We start from the raw sequence: 3,401 nt of genomic DNA, 5'->3' as shown, positions 1-3,401 counted from the left end.
AAAGACAAAACCCCTACCTGCTCGCGCAGATAGGGGTTTTGCGAAATGAATCTTGACGATGACCTACTCTCACATGGGGAAACCCCACACTACCATCGGCGATGCATCGTTTCACTGCTGAGTTCGGGATGGGATCAGGTGGTTCCAATGCTCTATGGTCGTCAAGAAATTCTGTTGCCAGAAGATCCAGATGGATACTCTAGCGAATTCGGATATGTGAATTTGTGGCTCTTTATTTCAAGAGCAGCGAACTTTCGGTTCTTTCGTCTTCACCACCACAATTTGGCTTTCATGCACAAATTGCTTGGGTGTTATATGGTCAAGCCTCACGGGCAATTAGTATTGGTTAGCTCAACGCCTCACAGCGCTTACACACCCAACCTATCAACGTCGTAGTCTTCGACGGCCCTTCAGGGAGCTCAAGGCTCCAGTGAGATCTCATCTTGAGGCAAGTTTCCCGCTTAGATGCTTTCAGCGGTTATCTCTTCCGAACATAGCTACCCGGCAATGCCACTGGCGTGACAACCGGAACACCAGAGGTTCGTCCACTCCGGTCCTCTCGTACTAGGAGCAGCCCCTCTCAAATCTCAAACGTCCACGGCAGATAGGGACCGAACTGTCTCACGACGTTCTAAACCCAGCTCGCGTACCACTTTAAATGGCGAACAGCCATACCCTTGGGACCGGCTTCAGCCCCAGGATGTGATGAGCCGACATCGAGGTGCCAAACACCGCCGTCGATATGAACTCTTGGGCGGTATCAGCCTGTTATCCCCGGAGTACCTTTTATCCGTTGAGCGATGGCCCTTCCATACAGAACCACCGGATCACTAAGACCTACTTTCGTACCTGCTCGACGTGTTTGTCTCGCAGTCAAGCGCGCTTTTGCCTTTATACTCTACGACCGATTTCCGACCGGTCTGAGCGCACCTTCGTACTCCTCCGTTACTCTTTGGGAGGAGACCGCCCCAGTCAAACTACCCACCATACACTGTCCTCGATCCGGATAACGGACCTGAGTTAGAACCTCAAGGTTGCCAGGGTGGTATTTCAAGGATGGCTCCATGAGAACTGGCGTCCCCACTTCAAAGCCTCCCACCTATCCTACACAAGCAAGCTCAAAGTCCAGTGCAAAGCTATAGTAAAGGTTCACGGGGTCTTTCCGTCTAGCCGCGGATACACTGCATCTTCACAGCGATTTCAATTTCACTGAGTCTCGGGTGGAGACAGCGCCGCCATCGTTACGCCATTCGTGCAGGTCGGAACTTACCCGACAAGGAATTTCGCTACCTTAGGACCGTTATAGTTACGGCCGCCGTTTACCGGGGCTTCGATCAAGAGCTTCGCTTGCGCTAACCCCATCAATTAACCTTCCGGCACCGGGCAGGCGTCACACCCTATACGTCCACTTTCGTGTTTGCAGAGTGCTGTGTTTTTAATAAACAGTCGCAGCGGCCTGGTATCTTCGACCGGCATGGGCTTACGGAGCAAGTCCTTCACCCTCGCCGGCGCACCTTCTCCCGAAGTTACGGTGCCATTTTGCCTAGTTCCTTCACCCGAGTTCTCTCAAGCGCCTTGGTATTCTCTACCTAACCACCTGTGTCGGTTTGGGGTACGGTTCCCAGTTATCTGAAGCTTAGGAGCTTTTCTTGGAAGCATGGCATCAACCACTTCGCGCTCTAATGAGCACTCGTCATCAGCTCTCGGCCTTGAAATCCCGGATTTGCCTAAGATCTCAGCCTACCACCTTAAACTTGGACAACCAACGCCAAGCTGGCCTAGCCTTCTCCGTCCCTCCATCGCAATAACTGGAAGTACAGGAATATTAACCTGTTTTCCATCGACTACGCTTTTCAGCCTCGCCTTAGGGACCGACTAACCCTGCGTCGATTAACGTTGCGCAGGAAACCTTGGTCTTTCGGCGTGCGAGTTTTTCACTCGCATTGTCGTTACTCATGTCAGCATTCGCACTTCTGATACCTCCAGCAAGCTTCTCAACTCACCTTCACAGGCTTACAGAACGCTCCTCTACCGCATCACCAAAGGTGATACCCGTAGCTTCGGTGCATGGTTTGAGCCCCGTTACATCTTCCGCGCAGGCCGACTCGACTAGTGAGCTATTACGCTTTCTTTAAAGGATGGCTGCTTCTAAGCCAACCTCCTAGCTGTCTAAGCCTTCCCACATCGTTTCCCACTTAACCATGACTTTGGGACCTTAGCTGACGGTCTGGGTTGTTTCCCTTTTCACGACGGACGTTAGCACCCGCCGTGTGTCTCCCATGCTCGGCACTTGTAGGTATTCGGAGTTTGCATCGGTTTGGTAAGTCGGGATGACCCCCTAGCCGAAACAGTGCTCTACCCCCTACAGTGATACATGAGGCGCTACCTAAATAGCTTTCGAGGAGAACCAGCTATCTCCGAGCTTGATTAGCCTTTCACTCCGATCCACAGGTCATCCGCTAACTTTTCAACGGTAGTCGGTTCGGTCCTCCAGTCAGTGTTACCTAACCTTCAACCTGCCCATGGATAGATCGCCCGGTTTCGGGTCTATACCCAGCGACTAAAGCGCCCTATTAAGACTCGCTTTCGCTACGCCTCCCCTATTCGGTTAAGCTCGCCACTGAATATAAGTCGCTGACCCATTATACAAAAGGTACGCAGTCACCTAACAAAGTAGGCTCCCACTGCTTGTACGCATACGGTTTCAGGTTCTATTTCACTCCCCTCTCCGGGGTTCTTTTCGCCTTTCCCTCACGGTACTGGTTCACTATCGGTCAGTCAGTAGTATTTAGCCTTGGAGGATGGTCCCCCCATGTTCAGACAAAGTTTCTCGTGCTCCGTCCTACTCGATTTCACTGGCAAGAGATTTTCGTGTACGGGGCTATCACCCACTATGGCCGCACTTTCCAGAGCGTTCCACTAATCTCAAACCAGCTTAAGGGCTGGTCCCCGTTCGCTCGCCACTACTAAGGGAATCTCGGTTGATTTCTTTTCCTCAGGGTACTTAGATGTTTCAGTTCCCCTGGTTCGCCTCTTGCACCTATGTATTCAGTACAAGATACTCAGCTTATGCTGAGTGGGTTCCCCCATTCAGAGATCTCTGGATCACAGTCTGTTTGCCGACTCCCCAAAGCTTATCGCAGGCTACCACGTCTTTCATCGCCTCTGACTGCCAAGGCATCCACCGTATGCGCTTCTTCACTTGACCATATAACCCCAAGCAATCTGGTTATACTGTGAAGACGACATTCGCCGAAAATTCGCATTTCGCTCATTACTGAGCAGAACTCACAAATTTTACCTTAGCCTGAATAACCAGCAGTGAAACTGGTATTCAGTCTATCTATCACATATCCGAATTTTTAAAGAACGATCTGACAAAAGTCAGAAATCAACATTCA

2 rRNA genes are annotated in these 3,401 nt (G+C 51.0%); both read right to left on the bottom strand.

Annotated elements, in window-relative coordinates:
- Positions 1 to 50: 50 nt before the first annotated feature.
- Positions 51 to 166: ribosomal RNA gene (rrf, locus tag N5D48_RS25960) — 5S ribosomal RNA — on the bottom strand.
- 149 nt (positions 167 to 315) lie between these two features.
- Positions 316 to 3,208 (bottom strand): 23S ribosomal RNA (locus tag N5D48_RS25955).
- Positions 3,209 to 3,401: the final 193 nt, after the last annotated feature.

Origin of the sequence: Pseudomonas sp. GD03858 (assembly GCF_029840925.1) — a bacterium.
In the GTDB taxonomy this organism is placed as follows: Bacteria; Pseudomonadota; Gammaproteobacteria; order Pseudomonadales; family Pseudomonadaceae; genus Aquipseudomonas.
Note: the sequence above shows the minus strand (reverse complement) of the source record. Positions and strands in the feature narration are given on the sequence as shown.